Source organism: Pseudomonas sp. Z3-6, assembly GCF_051131985.1.
Lineage (GTDB): Bacteria > Pseudomonadota > Gammaproteobacteria > Pseudomonadales > Pseudomonadaceae > Aquipseudomonas > Aquipseudomonas zanjanensis.
In genome coordinates, this window is record NZ_CP071644.1 from 6,215,130 (window position 1) to 6,237,124 (window position 21,995).

The following is a 21,995-nucleotide window of genomic DNA, read 5'->3' on the forward strand; positions in this document are numbered from 1 at the left end:
GCCCCCGGTAGACCCTTGATGCGCCTGAAGCTGCTGACCAATCTCAACACCCTTCTTTTAGTTGCCGTTTGCCTGGGCCTCGGGGTCACCCTATGGTGGTCGCAGATCGCCCTGGAGCGGCCCTACTTGCTGATGGAGCGTTATCTGGGCCTGTCGCGGCAGTTCCAAGGCGAAGTGGCGCGCAACATCGAGGACTACCTGGCCAGCGGCGACGCCTTGCGCCTGAGCGCGGCCACCCAGGCCTTGGAAACGCTGCAAAAAGACCTCGACCAGTTTCCCCTGGAGCTGGCCAAAACCTTGCGTCCGAGCCTGTCGAACCTCGATAGCTTCAGCAAGACCGATCTGCTGGCCGCCGGCAAACTGGCCGGTGATCCGCAGGCGTTGCTGCTGCAGGCCGAGCGCGAACTGAGCGCCAGCCTCGATCAACTGGCCCAATACGCCAACGGCGCCCCAGCCTACTTGCCTCCCTTGTTCGCCGCGTCGCAGCACCTGGGCCGGTTGTCCCTCACACGGGACAAACTGGTCAGCAGCGGCCGCAGCGAACTGGCCGCCGATGTCGAACGGGAACTGGCGAGCATCCGTGTCGAGGCCGAACGCCTCGATAGCCTGCCGCTGCTGGGTGTCACCGCCAGCAGCGATTCGGGCAGCGATGATTTCGCCGCGCTGATGGGCCTGGAGACTCAGGAAAAAGCAGCCGCCGAAGACGCTGGCATCGCCCTCAAGCGCGAACTCAACAGCCTGCTCGGCCGTTATCCGGCGGAATTGACCCGCACCCGTGAATTGATCCAGAAACGCACCGAGCTAAGCAGCGCCACACACCTGAAAATCACCGACGTGCAAACCGCGATCGATACCCTGGAGCCGGCCGTGCGGGCCCAGCATGGGCAGATCCAGGGGGAGGTACGCTTGATTCAGGGGGTGATGATCGGCCTGATCCTGCTGATCGCACTGTTGATCGACACCTTGCAGCGACGCCTGGCCCGCACCTTGACGCACCTGGCTCCGGCCCTGTCGACCTGGGCCGAAGGGGACTTCAGCCGGAGCATCCACGTGGGCGCCAGCAACCGCGAAATGCAAGACATCGAGGCTTCGCTCAATCGCCTGCGCGCTTATCTGGTGGACCTGGTGGGCACCATTCGGGTGAATGCCGAACAGGTCGCGGGCAGCAGCCGGGCCCTGGCCGATCTGAGCGGCGAATTGCACAGCGGGGCCGAGCATCAGGCCGGCGACACGGCGCTGATCCGTGATTCCCTCAGCGAACTGGAAGCGACGATCCAGCAAGTCGCCGGCGACGCCAGCCAGGCCGCAGACGCCAGCCGCAGCGCCGGGCAAGCAGTGGAGCAAGGGCAGAAAGTCATCGGCCTGAGCCTCACGGGCCTGCACGCGCTGGTGGGGGAAGTGCAAGGCAACGCGCAGATGATCGAACAACTGGCCGAGGAGTCGGCCACTATCGGCGGCGTGCTGACGGTGATTCGCTCGATTGCCGACCAGACCAACCTGCTGGCCCTCAACGCCGCCATCGAAGCAGCCCGTGCCGGGGAAATGGGCCGGGGCTTTGCGGTGGTGGCCGAGGAAGTCCGCTCCCTGGCCCAACGCACGGCCGGCGCCACCGCCGAAATCCAGACCCTGATCGCCCGCCTGCAATTGGCCGCGCGCCAATCGGTGGACGGCATGCGCGCCCAGGTCGAACACGCCGAAGCCACCGCCAGCCAGGCGCAAGCGGCGGACGGTGCACTGGATGAAATCGTCGGCGCCATCCAGACCATCGCCGACACAGCGGTCCGCATCGCCGACGTCACCGCCCAACAAAGCGGCGCCGTCAGCGAAATCCGCGACCATAGCGAGCGGATTCACCAACTGGGCGGGGACAACCTGCTGCGCATCGGCCAGGGCCGGGAGCAAGGCGACCATCTCTTGGTGCTGGGCGGGCAATTGCACACCGCAGTCCAGGCGTTTCGGGTTTAGCACCAAGCACCCTATGAATCACCGTGGCGAGGGAGCTTGCTCCCGCTCGGCTGCGCAGCAGTCGTAGAACCTGCCTACTGGTTTTTTCCGACACACCGTGTTGGATGGTCTTGGGGCTGCTGCGCAGCCCAACGGGAGCAAGCTCCCTCGCCACCGGGTCGATTCCGAGAGAAAGTGAACACTCACCGTCAACCGCCACCGCCTGTGGGAGCGAGCTTGCTCGCGATATCGGTGGGTCAGCTTGCATTGGTGTTGGCTGTGCAGCCGTCATCGCGAGCAAGCTCGCTCCCACAGGGGTTCGGTTTCCAACCGTATGACCGGATCACGGGCCTGGGTCATAAATTTCGCGCAAACATCGGTCATCGTGCTGGCTATTGCCGAGAACTGGACAGTCATTAAGGCTTTGCGGCATAGTCGCCGGGTTCTGATACCTGCTCACAGATAACAAGGAACAGCAGATGGCGACCCTATTGGTCCTGCACGGACCCAACCTGAACCTGCTGGGCACCCGCGAACCGGGCGTCTACGGCGCCGTGACCCTGGCCCAGATCAACCAGGACCTGGAACAGCGGGCCCGCAACGCCGGCCATCATTTGCTCTATCTGCAAAGCAACGCCGAATATGAATTGATCGACCGTATCCATGCCGCGCGTGGCGAAGGCGTGGACTTCATTTTGATCAATCCAGCAGCTTTTACACACACAAGTGTCGCATTACGTGACGCGCTGCTGGCGGTGAGCATCCCATTCATCGAAGTGCATTTGTCCAACGTGCACAAACGCGAACCTTTCCGCCATCACTCCTACTTCTCCGATGTAGCAGTGGGAGTGATCTGCGGCCTTGGCGCCAGCGGTTACCGACTGGCCCTGGAGGCCGCCCTAGAGCAGCTTGAGAAACAGGCAACAGCTTGAACAACAAGCGTTAAGCGCCCCTGACCGACCCTTGGGAGTTGATGATTCATGGATATCCGTAAAGTTAAGAAATTGATCGAATTGCTGGAAGAGTCCGGCATCGACGAGCTTGAGATCAAGGAAGGCGAAGAGTCCGTACGCATCAGCCGCCACAGCAAGACCCCGGCCCAGCAGTTCTATGCACCGGCCCCGATGCAGGCTCCGGCCGCCGCGCCAGCTCCAGCAGCCCCGGTTGCCGCCGCAGCCCCCGCCGCACCGGCGGCACCAACGCTGAACGGCACTGTTGCCCGTTCACCAATGGTGGGCACGTTCTATCGCAAGTCTTCGCCATCCTCGCCGTCCTTCGTTGAAGTCGGCCAGACCGTGAAGAAAGGCGACACCCTGTGCATCGTCGAAGCCATGAAGATGATGAACCACATCGAAGCTGAAACCAGCGGTGTGATCGAGTCCATCCTCGTCGAAGACGGCCAGCCGGTTGAGTACGACCAACCGCTGTTCACCATCGTTTGAACCGCGGAGAGCCTTTGATGACTGCGAAGTTGGAAAAAGTCCTGATCGCTAACCGTGGTGAGATCGCCCTGCGGATTCTGCGTGCCTGCAAAGAGATGGGCATCAAGACCGTCGCCGTTTACTCCAAGGCCGACAAAGAACTGATGCACCTGGGCCTGGCGGACGAATCCGTCTGCATCGGTCCGGCGTCGGCTGCGCACTCCTACCTGCACATCCCGGCGATCATCGCCGCTGCCGAAGTGACCGGCGCCACCGCCATTCACCCGGGCTACGGTTTCCTGGCGGAAAACGCCGACTTCGCCGAACAGGTGGAAAACTCCGGTTTTGCCTTCATCGGTCCGAAAGCCGACACCATCCGCCTGATGGGCGACAAGGTGTCGGCCAAGCACGCCATGATTGCCGCCGGCGTGCCGACCGTTCCGGGCTCCGACGGGCCGCTGCCTGAAGACGAAGAAACCGCTTTGCGCATCGGTCGCGAAGTGGGTTATCCGGTGATCATCAAGGCCGCTGGCGGCGGCGGTGGTCGCGGCATGCGCGTGGTACACAAGGAAGAAGACCTGATTTCCTCGGCGAAACTGACCCGCTCCGAAGCTGGCGCGGCGTTCGGCAACCCGATGGTCTACCTGGAAAAATTCCTGACCAATCCACGTCACGTCGAAGTCCAGGTACTGTCCGACGGCCAGGGCCAAGCCATCCACCTGGGCGACCGCGATTGCTCGCTGCAACGTCGTCACCAGAAGGTCCTCGAAGAAGCGCCGGCACCGGGCATCGACGAGCAGGCTCGCCAGGAAGTCCTGGCACGTTGCGTCAAGGCCTGTATCGACATCGGCTATCGCGGCGCTGGTACCTTCGAGTTCCTCTACGAGAACGGTCGTTTCTACTTCATCGAAATGAACACCCGTGTTCAGGTGGAGCACCCGGTTTCGGAAATGGTCACCGGTATCGACATCGTCAAGGAGATGCTCAGCATCGCCGCCGGCAACAAGCTGTCGTTCACCCAGGATGACGTGGTCATCCGCGGCCATTCGCTGGAATGCCGGATCAACGCCGAAGACCCGAAGACCTTCATGCCAAGCCCAGGCACGGTCAAGCATTTCCATGCCCCGGGCGGCAACGGCGTTCGTGTCGATTCGCACCTGTACAGCGGCTACGCCGTTCCGCCGAACTACGATTCGCTGATCGGCAAGCTGATCACCTACGGGGCGACCCGTGAAGAAGCCATGGCGCGCATGCGCAATGCGCTGGACGAAATCGTAGTGGACGGGATCAAGACCAATATCCCGCTGCACCGCGACCTCGTACGTGACGAAGGCTTCTGCAAAGGCGGCGTCAACATCCATTACCTGGAGCACAAGCTGGGTAACCAGCACTGATGTTCCAAGGGATGTAGAAAAAGACCCCGGCTCATTTGAACCGGGGTCTTTTTTTTGAATCTGTCTCGGAATCAAGGATCAGGTCAACGCAACCAGGGAGAACTCGTTCACTTCGAGTTGCGCCGCGGTAGCCGGCCTGCCCTGGCGGGTGCGAACAGCACCATTGGCATTGACCACCAGCGGTTCACTGCGCACGCGCGCCATGAATTTACGCGCACGCGTCGATACGGGATCGGAACTGTTTTTCGCCCGAGCCAGCACCGGGATGTAATAGCGCTCGACCAGGCTCTGTGATGTCTTGAAGACCGATGTGATACCGTTTTTTAGATCCAGCGAAACACCGTAGGTATTGCCAAAGCAAGACGAATACGACCAGTAATCCCAGGTTGGCTGGAAGCCTTGGCGCCTCATCACCTGCCTGACCGGCTCACCAATGTCCGCCCCCGTCAGCCAGTCTCCGCCCACCAGGGTGACACGAACGTCTTTCGCAGGTCCGCCCAGGCGCGACGTTACAGCCTTGATGCCTCGCTCGATGAGTTTTCGAATGTTGTGATCGAAATGAATGACTGCCCCCATCCGGGTGGCGGGGTTGTACATAGACGCGACCACACAGGTCTGTGCATTCAACGAGAACAGATAATTGTCCGTCGCCGCCTCGCTGAACCTGGCTACGACGGTCTCGCCCTGCATCGCCCCTCTCGTCACGCTGGGGGGGATGCGCCCGGGAAATGCCTCCCGCAAATCATCGACTCGTCCCAAATAGCGCACACCGTCATTGCCGCCCCTCAAGCCGACAATGTTATGCGCCCACTTGCCATTCGCCATTCTGCGGATGGGCAGTTTGTATAACGCGCCGGGCCGGCTGGCGTCCACCAGGCACACGCCACCGAAATAAGGGTCTTCCTTGACTTGGAAATACCGGCCTCGGCTCCGAATGTAATAGGCGGCTCGCGGTTGCGATACGCTGGGCGGGCTACGGTAGGTCCCATAGAAGATACCCTCCTCGGTTACCGGCTCCAGGTTCTCGGGCGTTGCCTTGACTGCCTGCCCTGGCTTCAAGCGCAGGGGCTGGACCAGCGGCCCGGCTTCTTTGGCAGCGGCCGATGGCGCGGTTCTTTTCAAGCGCTGCGCCGACAACGACAGGGGCCTCAGCGCAAGCTTCAGGTTCATCGCCGTCCGCCCGAGTACTGCCGCCATGCTGGCCGCTCCCAGCACGGCGAACAACGCCCCCCAGGACACGGCCAGCCACTGTTCAAGTGCCTCCTGGGTATCGCCTCGCACATGTGCCACGATCGCCTGCCTGGTACTGATGCCGATAAAGGTGAGGTCCAGCAGCAAGACAAAGGGCGGATAGACCATGCACACGGGCACAGCCGCAAGCAGCAGTCCTTTGATGACCTGATGCTTGATGACCTCGGCGCGACTGGTGGTGACATCCTCCACATCGGTTATCGCGCGCTCGATGCAGGCGTCGAACTCTGCACCGATGTCGACCACCCGATTGAACTCTCGCAATGTATCGACGCGCGAAGAACCGGCCGCCAGGGCTCGCAGCGAACCGCCAACCTCGGAACGCGCCGTCAACGCTACCCGCTCCAGCACATAATCATGCAACCGCGCGGCGATGCCCCCGGCGAACGCCAGGTAGTTGCGAAACAGGATGCCGTCCGGGGCATCGGGCATGTAGAGCCAGTAGGAACCCTTGGGGTCAAAGTAGGCAAACACATAGACGCCCAATACCACATGCCCGCCGACGGTAAACCTGAGCACACCTTCACGTGTCACGGCCGTGCCGGGATATTTGGCTCGGTCATCAAGCCCGTTGTCGCTCAATAGCGTGACTTGGCGGGTGAGCCATTTGAATTGATCAGCGCTTAACAAAGACTGGCCATAAGCGATACGCAAGTCACGATCCATCCTCGCCAACAGCATGTGGCGACAAGCGGCGCGGCGCTTCGAGTATTCCGGCGCACGGGTGTCGAGGAAGCCGGCGCGAACCTGCCTGGCGTATTGCTCGCCCAGGTACGCCCTGCGAATGTAGCGCGCCAGGTCAGCACTGCGGACCTGCTCCAGCGCCTGCCCAACCGAGGAGCGCACACCTTTGTTGGGATTATCGATGCCTGAGTTATCGTCATAGCCATGAATCGCCAATTCCAACAAGGTGGCGACCTTTCCCTGGCCAGCCAACCCTGGCTGGTAGTCGATAAGCACCGTTTCGGGATCCACGGGCTCGTACACGCCCTTGCTACGCATGTAGGGTTCAATCGCCTGCGCGACGGTACGTTTGGCGAAGCTCAAGAAGAGCTCATAATCAGCGAGTTGATCATTGAAAACCTGCTGATGAACCCGGAACTCCTGGTCCAAGCCACTGATGTTCCGTCGCGACTCCAACGGCAACGCCGAATACCAACGAGGCGACTCGCTCATATCCACCTGCATCAGGTTATGGCGCAACCCCGTTAGCACAGCATGTTCGAGGCATGCCGCGAAACCTCGTACCCTCCCCCTGGGATCAGCGTTCAAATCCCATAGGGTTGGTTTCTCCGTCACGTTGACGAAGTATTCCCGGCCCCTGGAACGATCGACCGGTGAAAGTTGCTGTAATAAATACTCGCGACCGGCTTCGGTTGCGGTCCAGCCTCCGATTTCCGCACTGACGGCCCGAAGCGAAGCCAACCTGATCCATTCCTGGCCATTTGGCTTGCCTGGGGCATACAACAACAGCTGGCTGGCTTCCCCACGCACGTCCTGACGGTAAAACAGCAACAGATCGGCGCAGGTCAAGGCACCGGGTAACTGAACGTTGGAGACTTGCAATCCGCCCAAGGTTTGCGCCGAGGGCTCACTCCCCCATAACGCGTTGAGCTCACCGTGGCTGACTACCGTCATCTGACCGGCGCAACGTGCGACATACGCGCTGTACTTCACCCGCGCCATGAACCAATCGAGCATGGCGTCCTTGAGGTCCGCGCGGTTATATCGGCTCGACAATGCGGGCAAATAGTCAGCCGACGCATCCACTACAGCCAGCAATTGGCTGATGAACGCGGGTGCCAGGGGCTGGTTGCGTAACATGTCGCCATTTTCCACCAGCAATACCGAGACGGCATCTGGCCTGATCAGGCCCGCTGCCACCCACTCGCTCAGGCTATTGGTTCGCACGGGTTGGCCAATGACGGTTCGCCACTGCAATTGCACGCGGACATTATCCGGCTCGACATCCATGTCCAGCTCATGCCTGATGTAGTCCTTGGCCTGACGTCGGGCGAATGCTTTCAGCGAGCCGAAGCCGTCGAGCAAATCGTCGACCAGAGCCTGCGCTTGCACGGCGTGCGATTGCAAAGTCTCCAGCCAGTTTCGATCCACTTCGCCCAGCCAGCGTAGCCAATCAGGCAATTGCACGCGCGCCAACGCCGCCAATTGCTGCCGCTCCTGCTGGGTTGCCAACGTGGTCCATTGCACCAGCCGACGCCAGGAAACCTCTAGCTCCTCAATCTCCGCGCGCAGTGTTTCAACGTCCATTGCGGCCAATCGATCGGGTTGGAACATCGCGTCGACTGCCGTTGAATGGCGGGTGAGCTGCTCGCCGATGGACGCTTCAAGGGAGGTATCATCGACTGCCATCCTCCAATGTCGTCGCAGGTAATCCTTGTAGTGGTTGATGAAGCCCGAGACAGTCCCCTCCACCATCTGGGCAACGGCATCCCGGCGCTCCGCCGCAAACCCAAGGTCAGCCCCCCCAGGCCAGCGATACGGCGCATCTCGTTGTTCCTCATAATCCAAGGGTGCCTGGTCGACCATCCGTTGCAGGACCGTGTCGAGCAACGTGGCGATGTAATGTGAATCGACGTTGCCTTGCTGATAACGAGTGCGAAATTCAACCAGAAGGTACTCTTCCAGCACCTCCAGCAGCCCCAACTGGGTTCGCATTCGTGCATCGATGACGGTTTGCCAGCGCGCCCACTTTTCCAGCGTCAACTGGGGGGAGGGGCCCCTTGACGCAGATACCAGCACCGCGCCATCCCTGTTTCGCTGCCACTCGGTCGTATTGTCCATGCACATCCTTCCCTGTTGTCTGGACCCGCACCTTATCCACCTCGCGACAGGCTGTTGGCATACATATATATATCGGAACACCCATCCGGACCTTCCAGGCCTCCCTTATCCACTTTGATGGCGACCTGGCGTACACTGCGCGCCTTTGCAGCCCCGCTGCTGCCCCCTGTCGATTTTTTCAAAGGTGCCCGCCATGCCTTGGCTGCAAGTACGTCTGGCCATCAGCCCGGAACAAGCCGAAACCTACGAAGACGCGTTTCTTGAAGTAGGTGCCGTATCGGTAACCTTCATGGACGCCGAAGACCAGCCGATCTTCGAGCCGGAGCTCAACACCACGCCGCTGTGGTCCCATACCCACCTGCTGGCCCTGTTCGAAGGCGGCACCGAGGCGGCCAGTGTGCTTGCCCATCTGGAACTGCTGACCGGCGGCCCGCTGCCCGAGCATCACAGCGAAGTGATCGAGGACCAGGACTGGGAACGCAGCTGGATGGACAACTTCCAGCCGATGCGTTTCGGCCAGCGCCTGTGGATCGTCCCGAGCTGGCATGCCGCGCCGGAGCCGGACGCGGTCAACCTGTTGCTGGACCCGGGCCTGGCGTTCGGCACCGGCACCCACCCGACCACCGCGCTGTGCCTGGAATGGCTCGACGGCCAGGACCTGAAGGGTTGCAACGTACTGGACTTCGGCTGTGGCTCAGGGATCCTGGCGATTGCCGCGCTCCTGCTGGGCGCCAAGGAAGCGGTCGGCACCGACATCGACGTCCAGGCCCTGGAAGCCTCACGCGACAACGCCGGTCGCAACAACATCGCCGAATCCCTGTTCCCGTTGTACTTGCCGCAGGACTTGCCCCAGGTCCAGGCCGACGTGCTGGTGGCTAACATCCTGGCCGGCCCGCTGGTGTCCCTGGCGCCGCAACTGTCGAGCCTGGTCAAGCCGGGTGGACGCCTGGCACTGTCGGGCATCCTCGCCGAACAGGGCGAAGAAGTCGCCGCCGCTTATGCCGCGGACTTTGACCTGGACCCGATCGCCAATCGCGATGGCTGGGTGCGCATCACCGGACGTCGGCGCTAGAATGAGCGCCTGTATCCACCGGATTGCCGCATGACTGACAGCTTCGTCACCCAGTGCCCGCATTGCCACACCCGTTTTCGCGTCAGCCATGCTCAATTGAGCGTGGCCCGCGGGGTGGTTCGTTGCGGCTCGTGCCTGCAAGTGTTCAATGCCGCACGACAGCTGCTGGAACAACGCACGGGCAAGCCAGTCGCGCCCGCCGTCGCGCCGCCCGCCAAGCCTGCCGCCGAAGCCCCACCCCGGGCCATCAGCCAGAAACAATGGAGCGCCGCCGAGCTGGACCTGGACGACCTGGACAAGGAACTGGCGCGCCTGGAGCGACGTGACAATCGCGCCCCAGGCAGTGCCGGTCGGCGTCGGGAAGACAACCTGAGCGCGCAACGCGATTCGCTTACCGGCGAACAACAAGCCTGGCCCGACAGCCTGTACAGCGAAACCTCGGACGAACCCGTCGAAACCGTCCTCGATACGCCCTTCGAACCGTTCGAACCCCACGAACCGGCGCGGCCGCCGCGTACCGAACCGTCCCTGTCCCTGGCCCTCGAACCGCTGGAACCGGACGACGAACCCGTCGCCCCACTCCACCTCGCACCGGACGACGAGCCCGAAGAACACCTCGAGCGCCTGTCCGCTACCGACGACCACGACGACGAACCCGAGCCACCGCTGCCACTGCGCAAGTCACGGGAGCGCCAGGAGCCGGGCATACGCGCCGAAGCCCTCCACGACCTGGACGACGACCCGTTGCAACTGGACTGGCGCAAACGTCGTTCGCCCTGGGGCCGACGCCTGTTGTGGATTCTGCTGATCCTGCTCGCCGCCGCAGCCCTGGGTGGCCAGTACATCGCCTACCATTTCGAAGAACTGGCCCGCCAAGACCAGTACCGGCCATGGTTCCTGCAAATCTGCCCGACCATCGGCTGCGACGTACCGTCCAAGGTCGACATCGCCAAGATCAAGAGCAGCAACCTGGTAGTGCGCAGCCATCCGGAATTCAGCGGCGCCCTGATAGTGGACGCGATCATCTACAACCGTGCGCCCTTCTCCCAACCTTTTCCGTTGCTGGAGCTGCGCTTTGCCGACCTCAACGGGCACCTGATCGCCAGCCGCCGCTTCAAGCCCGGGGAGTACCTGGGCGGCGACCTTGAGGGCCGCGGCGAAATGCCGCCGCAGACGCCCATCCACATCGCACTGGATATCCTGGATCCGGGCCCCAAGGCGGTGAACTACAGTCTGAGCTTCCATTCCCCCGAATGAAGCCGGCCAGGGTCGGCCAATTGACGGCAGCTTTCTGACTGACCCCACCCAGACCAAACCGCTGGCGATAACAAAATAGCTGTTCAGATTTTATCCAATTCGATCTTTATCCAGTCATCGAGAGCGGGTATCATGCCAACCCTTTTTCGAAGTCTCATGATCCGGCCCCACTTCAGGGAAGTCCTATGTCGGCGGTACGCATCGGCCCATATACATTGCAGAACGGCCTGGTTCTCGCCCCCATGGCGGGCGTCACCGACCAGCCCTTTCGTCAGTTGTGCAAACGATTGGGCGCGGGCCTGGTGGTTTCGGAAATGGTCACCAGCGACATGAGTTTGTGGAACACCCGCAAATCGCGTCTGCGCATGATCCACGAAGGCGATCCCGAGCCCCGCTCGGTACAGATCGCCGGTGGCGACGCACAGATTCTGGCGGAGGCGGCCCGGGCGAACGTCGAGCTGGGGGCGCAGATCATCGACATCAACATGGGCTGCCCGGCGAAGAAGGTCTGCAACAAGGCCGCCGGCTCGGCGCTGTTGAAGGATGAAGCGCTGGTCACCGAGATCCTGCAGGCAGTCGTCGCCGCAGTCGATGTGCCGGTGACCCTGAAGATCCGCACCGGGTGGGACCGGGAGAACAAGAATGGCCTGGTGGTGGCGAAGATCGCCGAACAGGCGGGTATCACGGCGCTGGCGGTGCATGGCCGCACCCGTGCCGACCTGTACACCGGCGAGGCCGAGTACGACACCATCGCCGCGATCAAACAGGCGGTGTCGATTCCGGTGTTTGCCAACGGCGACATCGATTCGCCGGAGAAGGCCCGGTACGTGCTGGACGCGACCGGTGCCGATGGGCTGTTGATCGGCCGGGCCGCCCAGGGGCGGCCATGGATTTTTCGTGAGATCGAACATTACCTGCGCACCGGCGAAAAGCTCGCTGCGCCGCAGTTGTCCGAAGTGGAACGTATTCTGCTAGAGCATCTGGCCGCGCTACATGCCTTCTACGGAGAAGTCATGGGCGTACGCATCGCTCGCAAGCATGTGGGCTGGTATCTCGCAACCCTGCCGGGCGCCAGGGAGTTTCGCGCCCGTTTCAATCGTTTGGATGGTACGCAAGCACAATGCGCCGACGTTCAGGCGTTCTTCGCTGAGCGTTACAAGAGCCTGACAGGGGACGAAGGGGTGGCCGCATGACGATGATGACCGAGACTTTAGTGAGTGGAACAACACCCGTGAGCGACAACGTGAATTTGAAACAGCACCTCAATACGCCCAGCGAAGAAGGCCAGACCCTTCGCGGGAGTGTCGAGAAGGCGCTGCACAATTATTTCGCCCACCTTGAAGGCGCTGCCGTCACGGATGTGTACAACCTGGTGCTTTCCGAAGTCGAGGCGCCTCTGCTCGAAAGCGTGATGAACTACGTCAAGGGCAACCAGACCAAAGCCAGTGAGCTGCTGGGCCTGAACCGCGGCACCCTGCGAAAGAAACTCAAGCAGTACGACCTGCTGTAAGCATTCAATCGAACCAGAAAGGCGCCCGCATCAAAAACGGTCGCCTTTTTTGCTGACTTCCCTTGCTTTTGATGGAAATTGAAATGACCGACCAGACCACCCGCCTGCCGATCCGCCGCGCCTTGATCAGCGTTTCCGACAAGACCGGGATCCTCGAATTCGCCCGCGAGCTGCAACAGCTGGGCGTCGAGATTCTCTCCACCGGCGGAACCTTCAAGCTGCTGCAGGACAACGGCGTCGCCGCAGTGGAAGTCGCGGACTACACCGGTTTTGCGGAAATGATGGACGGTCGGGTCAAGACCCTGCACCCAAAAATCCACGGTGGGATTCTCGGCCGTCGCGGCATCGACGATGCCATCATGAACGAACACGGCATCAAGCCAATCGACCTGGTAGCCGTCAACCTCTACCCGTTCGAAGCCACCATCAACAAGCCTGGCTGCGACCTGCCGACCGCCATCGAGAACATCGATATCGGCGGCCCGACCATGGTCCGCTCGGCGGCCAAGAACCATAAGGACGTCGCCATCGTAGTCAACGCCAGCGACTATGCCAGCGTGCTGGAAAGCCTCAAGGCCGGTGGCCTGACCTACGCTCAGCGTTTCGACCTGATGCTCAAGGCCTTCGAACACACCGCCGCCTACGACGGCATGATCGCCAACTACATGGGCACCGTGAACCAGGCTGCCGAAACCCTGGGCACGGAAGGCCGCAGCGAATTCCCGCGCACCTTCAACACCCAGTTCGTCAAGGCCCAGGAAATGCGCTACGGTGAGAACCCGCACCAGAGCGCGGCGTTCTACGTGGAAGCCAAGCCCGCCGAAGTCGGCATTGCCACCGCCACCCAGCTGCAAGGCAAGGAACTGTCGTTCAACAACGTTGCCGACACCGACGCCGCGCTGGAATGCGTGAAGAGCTTCGTCAAGCCGGCCTGCGTGATCGTCAAGCACGCCAACCCGTGCGGCGTGGCCGTGAGCCCGGACGCCGAGGGCGGTATCCGCCAGGCCTACGAACTGGCCTACGCCACCGACACCGAGTCGGCCTTCGGCGGCATCATCGCCTTCAACCGTGAACTGGACGCCGAGACTGCCAAGGCCATCGTCGAGCGCCAGTTCGTCGAAGTGATCATCGCCCCTTCCGTCAGCGAAGAAGCTCGCGCCATTGTCGCCGCCAAGGCCAACGTGCGCCTGCTGGCCTGCGGCCAATGGTCGGCCGACCGTGCGCCGGCCTGGGACTACAAGCGCGTCAACGGCGGCCTGCTGGTCCAGAGCCGCGACATCGGCATGATCGGCAGCGAAGACCTCAAGGTCGTGACCCAGCGTGCCCCGAGCGAACAGGAAATCAACGACCTGATCTTCGCCTGGAAAGTCGCCAAGTACGTCAAGTCCAACGCCATCGTCTACGCCAAGAACCGCCAGACCATCGGCGTCGGCGCCGGCCAGATGAGCCGCGTGAACTCGGCCCGCATCGCCGCCATCAAGGCTGAGCACGCCGGCTTGCAAGTACAGGGCGCGGTCATGGCCTCCGATGCATTCTTCCCGTTCCGCGACGGCATCGACAACGCGGCCAAGGTCGGCATCACCGCGGTGATCCAGCCGGGTGGTTCGATGCGTGACAATGAAGTGATTGCGGCCGCCGACGAGGCTGGCATTGCGATGGTCTTTACGGGCATGCGCCACTTCCGTCACTAACATCGATCAATGTGGGAGCTGGATTTGTGTGGGAACAAGGCTTTGTGGGAGCAAGGCTTGCCCGCGATAGCATCACCTCGGTTTGCCTGGTAGACCGAGGCGCCTGCATCGCGGGCAAGCCTTGCTCCCACACAAAACCAGCTCCCACACAGCTCCCACAGAAAAGCATCTCTGCGGTGCTCAACAGAATCAGCGTCATCCGAGGTTTTTGAAATGAATGTTTTGATCATTGGCAGCGGTGGCCGCGAACACGCCCTGGCCTGGAAAGTGGCCCAGGATCCCCGTGTGCAGAAGGTTTTCGTCGCACCGGGCAATGCTGGCACCGCCATCGAAGCCAAGTGCGAAAACGTCGCCATCGACGTCCTGGCCTTGGAACAACTGGCCGATTTCGCCGAGAAGAACGTCTCGCTGACCATCGTCGGTCCGGAAGTGCCGCTGGTCGCCGGCGTGGTCGACCTGTTCCGCTCCCGTGGCCTGGACTGCTTCGGCCCAACCGCCGGTGCCGCGCAGCTGGAAGGCTCGAAAGCGTTCACCAAGGATTTCCTGGCGCGTCACAAGATTCCGACCGCCGACTATCAGAATTTCACTGAAATCGAACCGGCCCTGGCGTATCTGCGCGAGAAAGGCGCGCCGATCGTGATCAAGGCCGACGGCCTGGCCGCCGGTAAGGGCGTGATCGTTGCCATGACCCTGGCCGAGGCCGAGGACGCCGTGCGTGACATGCTCGCGGGCAATGCCTTCGGTGACGCCGGCTCCCGCGTGGTCATCGAAGAGTTCCTCGACGGCGAGGAAGCCAGCTTCATCGTCATGGTCGATGGCAAGAACGTCCTGCCGATGGCCACCAGCCAAGACCACAAGCGTGTCGGCGATGGCGACAGCGGCCCGAACACCGGCGGCATGGGCGCCTACTCCCCGGCCCCGGTGGTGACCGCACAGGTGCACCAGCGCGTCATGGACCTGGTGATCTGGCCTACCGTGCGCGGCATGGCCGAAGAAGGCAATGTCTACACCGGTTTCCTCTACGCTGGCCTGATGATCGACAAGGCTGGTAACCCAAAAGTCATCGAATTCAACTGCCGTTTCGGCGATCCTGAGACCCAGCCGGTGATGCTGCGCCTGCAATCGAGCCTGGTCCTGCTGGTCGAGGCTGCGCTGGCCCAGGCCCTGGACAAGATCGAAGCCCAATGGGATCCGCGCCCAAGCGTCGGCGTCGTATTGGCCGCTGGCGGTTACCCGGGCGACTACGCCAAGGGTAGCGCGATACAGGGCCTGGACGCCGCGGCCCGGCTGGAAGGCAAGGTGTTCCATGCAGGCACGGCATTGAAGGATGGGCAAGTGGTCACGGCCGGCGGTCGTGTGCTGTGCGCCACCGCCTTGGGCGCCAGTGTCGACGCAGCTCAGCAGCAGGCCTACAAGCTTGCCGCCGAGATTGACTGGGAAGGTTGTTTCTACCGCAAGGACATTGGCTACCGTGCCATTGCCCGCGAGCGCGGCGAAAATCTGGAATAACCCAGCCATTCAGCCAGGCAAGGGTCTGCGGCCCTTGCCTGACTGTTCCGGCGCCGCGCATAGTTATAATCTGGCATCAACCTACGAAGGGATTTCGCCGTGCGCTGGCTCAGGATTGCCATAGGCTTTACCGTCACCCTGCTGACGTTGCTCTGCATGCTCCCGGCCCAGGCCGCGCCAGGCAGTGGCTGGGCGGTATTGCTCGACGAGCAGGGCGACCTGACGCTGAGCGATATCCGATCCGCCCGCTATACCAATCAATTCAGCCCCATCGACCTGGACCGCCTCAAGGCCGCCGAGCCTGGTGGTGCATTGTGGCTGCGTTTCCGCCTGGCCCCGGACAGGCACGAACAGATCCTGCGCATCTTCGCACCCGACCTGTCACGCCTGAACCTTTACGTGCTGGACGGCGACGCCCTGGTCGAGCAACAGGTCAGTGGCAATGCCACGCCGCATACCGAACCGTCGGTGCCCAGCAGTGACTTCATATTGCCCCTGCCGCGCAGCGACAAGTCGCTGGACGTCTACCTGCGATTGGCCTCGCGCTATGAACTGCGCCCCTACGTCACGTTGCAATCGGCCGTCACAGCGGCGGCCGATCAGAACCAGACACTGATTTATGGGCTGCTGTTCGGCTGCATCGCCATGCTGATCCTGCACAACCTTACCCGCTACGCCTATACCCGTTCACGCAGTTGCCTGTGGCTGGCCGCCTGTGAAGGGCTGCTGATGCTCAGCCTGGTGCTGTTGCTGAACCTGGCCGGCCCCTGGCTGCCCGACTGGCCGGCGGTGCAGACGCCCGGGGCCTACCTGGCATTGTTGCTGACGGCGCCTTGCGGCCTGATGTTCGCCTACCGCTTCTTCGCGCCCTTGGGCCCGCACCCGTTGAACCGGCTGCTGCTGGGGGACATTGTGTTCGTCATGCTGTGCAGCCTGCTGCTGTTGTTCGTCAACACGCTGCCACTCAATATCATGACCTATGCCCTGGTGGCCCTGGCCGGCCTGAGCATGCTGTTCGTCAGCGCCTGGCACTGGCAAAAGGGCTACCGCCCGGCCCGGCTGTTCGTCGCGGCCATGGTGGTCTTCAACCTGGGCACGTTGATCATCCTGCCGGCGTTGCAAGGGCTCACGGAGGTCGCACCCCAAGGCTTGATCATTACCCTGCTGGTCTTCATCTGCATCAGTGGCCTGTTGATGAGTGTCGCCCTGGGCGAGCGCCAGCGCTCGATCAACGAAAGCCGTTTCAGCCTCAGCCGCGACCTGGCGGCGAGCAATGCCGAAATCAATGCCAAGGCCGAATTCCTGGCGAAGATCAGCCACGAGATCCGCACCCCGATGAATGGCGTGCTGGGCATGACCGAGTTGCTGCTGGGCACGCCGCTGTCGGTCAAGCAGCGCGACTACGTGCAGACGATCCATAGCGCCGGCAATGAACTGCTGACCCTGATCAACGAGATCCTCGACATTTCCCGGCTCGAATCCGGGCAGATCGAATTGGACGATGTGCAGTTCGACCTCAATGCCCTGATCGAGGATTGCCTGAGCATCTTCCGCGCCAAGGCCGAACAGCAGAACGTCGAGCTGATCAGTTTCATCCAGCCCCAGGTACCACGCGTGATCAGCGGCGACCCTACGCGGCTGCGCCAGGCATTGCTGAGCCTGCTGGAAAATGCCCTGAAGAAGACCGACGAAGGCGAAGTGCTGATCGTCGTCGCCCTCGACGAACGCAGCCATCAGCCCCGCCTGCGCATCGCCGTGCAGGACAGCGGGACGCCGATGGACGCAGAGGAGCGCGACACGCTGATGCACGCCGAGCTGCACAGCAAGAACTTCCTCTCGGCAACACGCCTGGGCGGCAATCTGGGCCTGGTCATCGCCCGCCAACTGATCATCCTGATGCACGGGGAATTCGGCATCAAAAGCGGCAGCAACCAGGGCAGTACCCTGTGGCTGACCTTGCCGCTGGACCCGGATCGCCTCGAACACCCGACTTCCGATCTCGATGGCCCGCTGCAAGGGGCACGGGTGTTGATCGTCGACGACAACGACACCTGCCGCAAAGTACTGGTGCAGCAATGCAGCGCCTGGGGCCTGAACGTCAGCGCGGTGCCCTCGGGCAAGGAAGCCCTGGCACTGCTGCGCACCAAGGCGCACCTGCGCGATTATTTCGACGTGGTGCTGCTGGACCAGAACATGCCGGGCATGACCGGCATGCAACTGGCGGCCAAGATCAAGGAAGATCCGAGCCTGAACCACGACATCCTGCTGATCATGCTCACCGGCATCAGCAACGCGCCGAGCAAGATCGTGGCGCGCAACAGCGGGGTCAAGCGCATCCTCGCCAAGCCGGTGGCCGGCTATACCCTCAAGACCACCCTGGCGGACGAACTGAACCAGCGCAACCGGGGCCAGGCGACGAGCATGCAAGTGAATGCAGGCCCGCCCATCCCGGTGAAAGTGCCGAGCGACTTCCGCATCCTGGTGGCCGAGGACAACAGCATCTCCACCAAGGTCATCCGCGGCATGCTCGGCAAGCTCAACCTGCAACCCGACACCGCCAGCAACGGTGAGGAAGCCCTCAAGGCCATGAAGGAGCAGCGCTACGACCTGGTCCTGATGGACTGTGAAATGCCGATCCTTGATGGTTTTTCCGCTACCCAGCAATTGCGTGCCTGGGAAATGGGTAACCAGCGCACCCGCACGCCAGTGGTAGCGCTCACGGCGCACATCCTGGCCGAGCACAAGGAGCGCGCCCGCCAGGCCGGGATGGACGGGCACATGGCCAAGCCAGTGGAGCTGTCCCAACTGCGCGAGCTGATCGAACACTGGGTAGCCCAGCGCGAACAGCAGAACAAGACCGCCGCGCATTCGTCCTAGGCCTGCGCTAGTGTCCTATATCACAAATACTGTTCCTTTTTGACGGCGTCTGTTGTCGTCATGCTGCGTTGCCGCTCCTCGCCATAGCGGGCTATGACTCGTCGCGGCGCCTTGCCTGACGAAAACAGCCACTCGTCAAAAAGAAACGTATTTGCGAAACAGGACACTAGAAACCGAAGCCTTGTTCAAAACTCCAGTGCATGGATATTGCGGGTTGTTTCGGCGATAACGGACGCCCGCACCCGTTCCCGAAACGTTGAATAATGCAGTGTGCTGAACGTGACAATCGCCATTTCTTCGAGGCTGGTTTGCACCACCTCTTCGATCGGCCAAAAAAGAAAGGTCGAAACCGTTCTACGAATGCTGAATTGCTTGTGATAGAGAGCGATTTCTATTCGTCCTGACGATTTCGGTAGGCAAGGGATCACTTGGAAGAATGCTGATTCCTGCTGCAGGCTAGCTCGTTCGAACACCTCAAGGGCATCGGGATGTCGTTTCAGGGCTCCGATCGATTCAATCGCCGGCTGCGCGAAGCGCTCCTCGAATGACTGGGACAGTTGATGGGAAACACTTTCGGCCATTGATCCCTCGCCAGGCTGTCCAGACCTGAGCGGGCGCGCCGAATCCCACCCCAGGTACCTGAGCTTGTTCGTGTAGTAGCTGAACCAGTCGCCCACCAATCCGTCCCGGTAAGCCGAGCGTGTCGCCAACTGGGCGTACAGGTTGCTCAGGCAGATGTCTTCGCGATCCTGACGGGACAAGCCCTCGCCAAATGAAACGAGACTGCCCGCCACCACGGCCGCTCCTGTGGCGTCGCTGCTATACAGCGCCTGGTCATGATCCTGAAAATATCCGGCACTCACGGGGCTACCTCCGCCGGATCGAGTTCAACAGCGCTCGAAATATCAAAGATATGCTTCGCGGGCTTATCGCCCAGTTTTTGAACGATCGCACCGCGGAGCTGTTCGTAAAGCTCTTTCGATAAGCAGGCCTGGAAGCACTTGGACTGAACATTCCCCACAACATTGGCGACCGACAGACACTGCCCAAACGGGTTGGAAATATCAGCTTGCGAAGTCTCGTAGTTCAGGTAGACGCTGCTTAGCAGGGTCCCCGGCTGGGCCAGGATCACTTGCAAGCAGATCCTGGCGGCAGATTCGTCGTTTGCTTGTGGCAGCACGACGTGCTCGCGCAACTGCTTCATGGCCGGCAGGGTTCCGGGTAGTTTCGCGATACGATCCAATAAGCAAGTGACTTCATCGGCAGCCGTTTGATCGGCAAACTCTTCCAACCGTCGTCCCAGCCATTGCGCTGTAGTTAAGTGGCATTCTTCATCAGGCAGGAAGTTGCCCCATGCAACAGTCTTCTGCAGCCAGGCATTTTTCAAGACTTCACGATACGCTTCATACCATTTCGACACCATGGCATAACCCGGGTACTTTTTATGGGCGACTAGTTGCGCAAACAACAGGGACTCCAGTACATCGTTTTTCTCCTGCTCTGCCATACTCCGCGACAACATCACTACTGCCCCGGCATTAATAAAAACCGAATAACGATCATTCATTGCATTCACCCTTTTTTATGGTTGGCGACTACAACGTAGCCGCCTTAGAGGCTATACAAAATCAGAGTTCGTACGCTTCGATTTTTTTCTGGGCGCGATCGCCCAGTCTTTCAATAATGATATCGCGCGTACGGTTAATAATGGACGGCACCATGGTCATATGACTTTCACCGCGATACAAATCGACCGAGCTGCTGTCCCAATTAACGAACAAGACTTGAGTCTGGTTGGAGCGCTTGATGAAACGCACCGCACCCAGCGCCAGGATGACTTCGCCATCCGGCGTCTCATGGCAGGTTGCTACACCAAAACCACCCGCACCGGACTCTTGGAGGTTCTGATCAAACACCCGAAGCGGCTTGTCACGGCCCTGCAACGCAGCGATTGCATCACCGGCGACCTTGAGCATCAACACTGAGGTGGGACCGGGAATGGCAGCTGCCGCCACCGCCGAACCGAGAATCTGCAACACCAGTTCATCCATAGTGAAGCTTTTGCCCGAAGCCTTAACCGTGTCGTAGTACTTTTTCAGGATCACCCAACCGCAATCCTGCATGACCTGCAGGAAGAGGTGATACCACTCCTTGCCTTGATGGTCATGGGGAAATGCCTTGTTAGCCACTAACGAAGCAAACAGATAAGAATGCTGGATGTCCGCCTGGTTCTGTTCAGACATGCCTGAAACAAAAGCCAGGATACTGTCACCCACGATCGATGCACGATCCGGTTTTTCCGTTTGCTCAACGAACTGGGCGCTACGAACTACAGGCGCCTGCGAAATTATTTCAAAGTCATCTGGCGATACATCGTAGGACTTCAAGCGATTAACGCGATCAGCCAGAGTCAGCACGGAATCATATTTAATGCTCATACTATTTCCTTTTTTGATAAAAGATCCTCCATGGATCCGAAAAGCGAACTTACGCAACCCCCTTCACAACAACAAGTGCACAACTGTAACCGTAGATAATCCGATCCAACTCGCTCATTTAAAATCGGCACAGTCATGAAGTTGCGTTTCGTCCCCACCGCGCACCGACAAATACCCCGACGCCTGATAGACTTCACCTCAAATTCATTCGTCGTGAGCCTCAACCATGCTCCATGTGCTGTTCAGCGTTTACTTGAAGATGCTGGTGCTCTACAGCCCCTTCTTCGTCCTGTCCTGCTTTATCGGGTTGACTCGCGGCTATTCGCGCAAGGAACAACGCCGCCTGGCCTGGAAGGTGGCGACCGCGACGCTGATTTCCAGCGTGTTGCTGTATTTGTTCGGGCGAGTGATTTTCAGCGTGTTCGGCATCACCGTGGACGCATTCCGGATCGGCGCCGGCAGTGTGCTGTTCATTTCGGCCCTGGGCATGGCCCAGGGCAAGTCGGCCGTGCAGACCGACAATGTGCAGCAGGACGTGACCATCGTCCCACTGACCATTCCGTTGACCGTCGGCCCCGGCACCATCGGCGCCCTGCTGGTGATGGGCGTGAGCCAGCCGCACTGGGACGACAAACTCATGGCCATCATCAGCATCGCCCTGGCGAGCTTCACCGTCGGCGTGGTGCTCTACCTGTCCAGCCGCATCGAGCGGATTCTTGGCGACCAGGGCTTGCAGATTGTCAGCCGCCTGATGGGGCTGTTTGTCTGCGCCTTGGCGGCGCAGATCATTTTTACCGGAGTGAAGGGCTACCTGGTGCCCTGAAGC

Annotated in this window: 16 protein-coding genes; 12 read left to right on the plus strand and 4 right to left on the minus strand. The window is 60.9% G+C overall.

The genetic code is table 11. The features are described from left to right. The first annotated feature begins 18 nt into the window (after positions 1 to 18). The 4 genes from J3P88_RS26905 to accC all read left to right on the plus strand — a co-directional run bounded on the left by J3P88_RS26905 (position 19) and on the right by accC (position 4,759). Positions 19 to 1,965 carry a methyl-accepting chemotaxis protein gene (locus tag J3P88_RS26905; protein WP_434572624.1) on the plus strand — a complete coding sequence of 649 codons (1,947 nt, stop codon included), beginning with the start codon at positions 19 to 21 and terminating at the stop codon, positions 1,963 to 1,965. Between the two features lie 458 nt (positions 1,966 to 2,423). Beyond that, complete coding sequence (gene aroQ / locus J3P88_RS26910) at positions 2,424 to 2,876, plus strand: type II 3-dehydroquinate dehydratase (RefSeq protein WP_018605716.1); 453 nt, start codon at positions 2,424 to 2,426, stop codon at positions 2,874 to 2,876. A gap of 48 nt (positions 2,877 to 2,924) precedes the next feature. Then, positions 2,925 to 3,386: an acetyl-CoA carboxylase biotin carboxyl carrier protein gene (accB, locus tag J3P88_RS26915; protein WP_060739348.1), complete on the plus strand. Its 462-nt coding sequence runs from the start codon at positions 2,925 to 2,927 to the stop codon at positions 3,384 to 3,386. Positions 3,387 to 3,403: 17 nt separating this feature from the next. Continuing rightward, on the plus strand, positions 3,404 to 4,759 hold the full coding sequence (accC, locus tag J3P88_RS26920; RefSeq protein WP_186707891.1) for an acetyl-CoA carboxylase biotin carboxylase subunit: 1,356 nt from the start codon (positions 3,404 to 3,406) through the stop codon (positions 4,757 to 4,759). 78 nt (positions 4,760 to 4,837) lie between these two features. On the opposite strand, the gene J3P88_RS26925 is transcribed toward accC, so the two are convergent. Beyond that, positions 4,838 to 8,815: a dermonecrotic toxin domain-containing protein gene (locus tag J3P88_RS26925; RefSeq protein WP_434572627.1), complete on the minus strand. Its 3,978-nt coding sequence runs from the start codon at positions 8,813 to 8,815 to the stop codon at positions 4,838 to 4,840. 193 nt (positions 8,816 to 9,008) lie between these two features. On the opposite strand from J3P88_RS26925, the gene prmA reads away from it, so the two are divergent. The 7 genes from prmA (at position 9,009) to J3P88_RS26960 (ending at position 18,731) form a co-directional block, all read left to right on the plus strand. Further along, positions 9,009 to 9,887 carry a 50S ribosomal protein L11 methyltransferase gene (gene prmA, locus J3P88_RS26930; RefSeq protein WP_434572629.1) on the plus strand — a complete coding sequence of 293 codons (879 nt, stop codon included), beginning with the start codon at positions 9,009 to 9,011 and terminating at the stop codon, positions 9,885 to 9,887. 30 nt (positions 9,888 to 9,917) lie between these two features. Beyond that, on the plus strand, positions 9,918 to 11,144 hold the full coding sequence (locus tag J3P88_RS26935) for a DUF3426 domain-containing protein (RefSeq protein WP_434572631.1): 1,227 nt from the start codon (positions 9,918 to 9,920) through the stop codon (positions 11,142 to 11,144). 185 nt (positions 11,145 to 11,329) lie between these two features. Then, entirely contained in the window at positions 11,330 to 12,337 is a 1,008-nt protein-coding gene (gene dusB / locus J3P88_RS26940; protein WP_434572633.1) for a tRNA dihydrouridine synthase DusB, read from the plus strand. Next, positions 12,334 to 12,654, plus strand: a complete 321-nt coding sequence (gene fis, locus J3P88_RS26945; protein ID WP_003186237.1) for a DNA-binding transcriptional regulator Fis — start codon at positions 12,334 to 12,336, stop codon at positions 12,652 to 12,654. The genes dusB and fis overlap by 4 nt, the downstream gene beginning before the upstream one ends. An 83-nt stretch (positions 12,655 to 12,737) precedes the next feature. Continuing rightward, complete coding sequence (gene purH / locus J3P88_RS26950; RefSeq protein ID WP_434572635.1) at positions 12,738 to 14,345, plus strand: bifunctional phosphoribosylaminoimidazolecarboxamide formyltransferase/IMP cyclohydrolase; 1,608 nt, start codon at positions 12,738 to 12,740, stop codon at positions 14,343 to 14,345. A 213-nt stretch (positions 14,346 to 14,558) separates the two neighbouring features. Continuing rightward, positions 14,559 to 15,854 (plus strand): phosphoribosylamine--glycine ligase, encoded by a 1,296-nt coding sequence (gene purD / locus J3P88_RS26955; RefSeq protein WP_186730145.1) that lies wholly within the window; start codon positions 14,559 to 14,561, stop codon positions 15,852 to 15,854. A gap of 99 nt (positions 15,855 to 15,953) precedes the next feature. Continuing rightward, the gene (locus tag J3P88_RS26960) at positions 15,954 to 18,731 is read left to right on the plus strand and encodes a response regulator (RefSeq protein ID WP_434572637.1); all 2,778 of its coding nucleotides are present in this window, start codon (positions 15,954 to 15,956) and stop codon (positions 18,729 to 18,731) included. A gap of 185 nt (positions 18,732 to 18,916) precedes the next feature. On the opposite strand, the gene J3P88_RS26965 is transcribed toward J3P88_RS26960, so the two are convergent. From J3P88_RS26965 to J3P88_RS26975, 3 genes are all read right to left on the minus strand, one after another. Further along, on the minus strand, positions 18,917 to 19,594 hold the full coding sequence (locus J3P88_RS26965; RefSeq protein WP_434572639.1) for a hypothetical protein: 678 nt from the start codon (positions 19,592 to 19,594) through the stop codon (positions 18,917 to 18,919). Then, positions 19,591 to 20,298 carry a hypothetical protein gene (locus J3P88_RS26970; RefSeq protein WP_434572640.1) on the minus strand — a complete coding sequence of 236 codons (708 nt, stop codon included), beginning with the start codon at positions 20,296 to 20,298 and terminating at the stop codon, positions 19,591 to 19,593. The genes J3P88_RS26965 and J3P88_RS26970 overlap by 4 nt, the downstream gene beginning before the upstream one ends. A 61-nt stretch (positions 20,299 to 20,359) precedes the next feature. After that, the gene (locus J3P88_RS26975) at positions 20,360 to 21,169 is read right to left on the minus strand and encodes a hypothetical protein (RefSeq protein WP_434572642.1); all 810 of its coding nucleotides are present in this window, start codon (positions 21,167 to 21,169) and stop codon (positions 20,360 to 20,362) included. A 226-nt stretch (positions 21,170 to 21,395) separates the two neighbouring features. Here J3P88_RS26975 and J3P88_RS26980 point away from each other — a divergent pair, with 226 nt between their 5' ends. Beyond that, the gene (locus tag J3P88_RS26980; RefSeq protein WP_060739358.1) at positions 21,396 to 21,992 is read left to right on the plus strand and encodes a MarC family protein; all 597 of its coding nucleotides are present in this window, start codon (positions 21,396 to 21,398) and stop codon (positions 21,990 to 21,992) included. Positions 21,993 to 21,995 lie beyond the last annotated feature (3 nt).